Source organism: Halorhodospira sp. 9621 (genome assembly GCF_022228055.1).
GTDB lineage: Bacteria > Pseudomonadota > Gammaproteobacteria > Nitrococcales > Halorhodospiraceae > Halorhodospira > Halorhodospira halophila_A.
The window spans coordinates 1-2,087 of the sequence record NZ_JAJNRD010000072.1 but is presented as its reverse complement, the minus strand read 5'-3'; the positions used below and the strand labels follow the sequence as shown (position 1 = coordinate 2,087).

The following is a 2,087-nucleotide window of genomic DNA, read 5'->3' as shown; positions in this document are numbered from 1 at the left end:
TGCCGCCGAGCCGGACACGCCCACCGAGCGCCGGAGTGATACCGATGAGGCGCAGGCGGGCACCGGTCAGAGGCAGCACTTTCTGACCGTCGGGGCCTCGGAGCATGTTGCGGACACACAGGCCGAGCCGCTGCGACTGACGCTCGGCGGCACCACGGTTGAGATCCCGCCCGGCTTCTGCGAGCAGACCCTGGAGCGGCTGCTCGGCGTCCTGGAACGCCGGGCATGATCGGTCTTTCGCAGGTGACGGCGATCCACTTGGCCGCCGAGCCGGTCGACTTTCGCAAGTCGCACAACGGGCTCGCCCTGGAGGTCACCGGGGGACTCGGTCGCGACCCGTTCAGCGGCGAGCTGTTCGTCTTCGCCAATAAGGCCGGCGACAAATTGAAGGCGCTCTACTGGGACGGCCAGGGCTTCGTGCTCCTGTACAAGCGCCTTGAGCGCGGCCGGTTTGTCATGCCGCGCACGCCCGGCGAGGCGGCGGCACTCAGCCCCGGGCAGTTCCAGGCCCTGTTCGAGGGCGCGGACTGGCGAACGCTGCAGCGCCTGGCCGATCACCCGGCACGGGCTGTGGCGTAGTCAGGATTATCGCATGTTATTGATTTGGAACAGACACAGGCATCCGGCCGCGGTATCATGGCGCCATGTCATCCGGTGCCGACCAACGTGGCCAAGACCCCGATCCGGTGCAGGAGCAGCTCGCCGAGCGCGACCGGCTCATCGCCGAGCAGCAGCGCCAGATCCGGGATCTCCAGGGTCAGCTCGACAGCCTCAAGGAGCAGATCCTCGCCAGCAACCGGGCCCGTTTCGGGCAGCGCTCAGAGCGCGGTACCTACCTCCAGGGCAGCCTCTTCGCCGGTGGGCAGCAGGTGCTCACCCCGACTGATGAGTCCCCCACCGCCGAAGAAGATGAAACGACCCAGCCCCCGCAGCGCTCGGGCAAGCGGCGCAAAAAACCGGCCCGTCAGGGCGCGAGCCGCGGTGCGCTGCCCGAGTACCTGCCGCGTGAGCCGAAGCGCCACGACTACACCGACGAGCAGCGCCGCGAGCTTGAGGCGCGCTACGGACCTTTGGAAGAGGTCAGCGTCGAGATCACCGAAACGCTCGAGTATCGGCCGGGCTCGTTCTACGTCCTGCGCCATGAACGGCCCAACTACGCCGTCACCGACGAGTGCGGGGAGCGGACGATCATCAGCCCCGACAAGTCGACCGCGCCGATCCCCGGTTCCCAGGCCGGTGTGACGCTGATCGCCCACGCCATCCTGAGCAAGGTCGACGACAAGCTCCCGCTCAATCGGATCGCCAATCAGTTCGCCCGCGATGGCATGAAGCTGCCGCGCCAGCGCCTGGACGATTACTTCAGCTCGGCGGCGCGAGTCCTTGCGCCGGTGGCGACATGCATTCACGAGGATGCTCTCAACAGCCCGATCGTGCACAGCGACGACAGCACGCTGGCGCAGCGCGAGAAGGGACGGCGGCAGACCCTGACCGGCCGCGTCTGGTGCCACGCCGGGCGTGGCCGTGAGGACGGCCTCCTGCCGGTGAGCTTTCTCTACACCCCGCATCGTCGCCAGGAGACGGTGCTCGCGATCTTTCTTGGCTTCAACGGGTATCTGCAGGGCGACGCCTTTGCCGGCTACCTCAGCGCCGAGCGACGAGAACCGGGGCTGACCTGGGTCGGCTGCTGGGCCCATGCCCGACGATACTTCGAGAAGGTGGTCCGCAATCAGCGACGATGGGGTCGGGCGCACGAGGTGATGAAGCTGATCACCGCGCTGTTTCAACTCGAATCGCGTCTGAAGGGCCTGGCTCCGGAGGAGATCCGCGCCGAGCGTCAGCGCCGTGCGCTGCCGATCCTCGCACGGCTGCACGCCAAGCTCGAGACGATGGCCACCTACCTGGCGCCGAAAAGTGATCTGGGCAAAGCGGTCGCCTACGCCCTGAACCACTGGCAGGGCCTGGTCCGTTACACCGAGGATGGGCGGCTGGACATCACCAATAACTACGCAGAACGGCTCCTGCGTGGACTCTGCGTCGGGCGCAAGAACTGGAACTTCGCCGGTTCCCGGGAAGGTGCCGAGGCGATG

Annotated in this window: 3 protein-coding genes; all 3 read left to right on the top strand. The window is 67.1% G+C overall.

Annotated elements, in window-relative coordinates:
* Positions 1 to 229, top strand: a 229-nt coding sequence (locus tag LRF89_RS13070; protein ID WP_238637345.1) for a hypothetical protein, incomplete at its 5' end; no start/stop codon positions are given.
* Positions 226 to 579 carry an IS66 family insertion sequence element accessory protein TnpB gene (gene tnpB / locus LRF89_RS13065; RefSeq protein WP_238637344.1) on the top strand — a complete coding sequence of 118 codons (354 nt, stop codon included), beginning with the start codon at positions 226 to 228 and terminating at the stop codon, positions 577 to 579. The genes LRF89_RS13070 and tnpB, both read left to right, overlap by 4 nt.
* A 65-nt stretch (positions 580 to 644) precedes the next feature.
* The coding region (tnpC, locus tag LRF89_RS13060; RefSeq protein ID WP_238637343.1) for an IS66 family transposase at positions 645 to 2,087 on the top strand (1,443 nt) is incomplete at its 3' end.

Excerpts from the sequence above, each read along its gene's own strand:
- tnpB (WP_238637344.1), top strand. The coding sequence starts at position 226 with ATGATCGGTCTTTCGCAGGTGACGGCGATCCACTTGGCCGCCGAGCCG.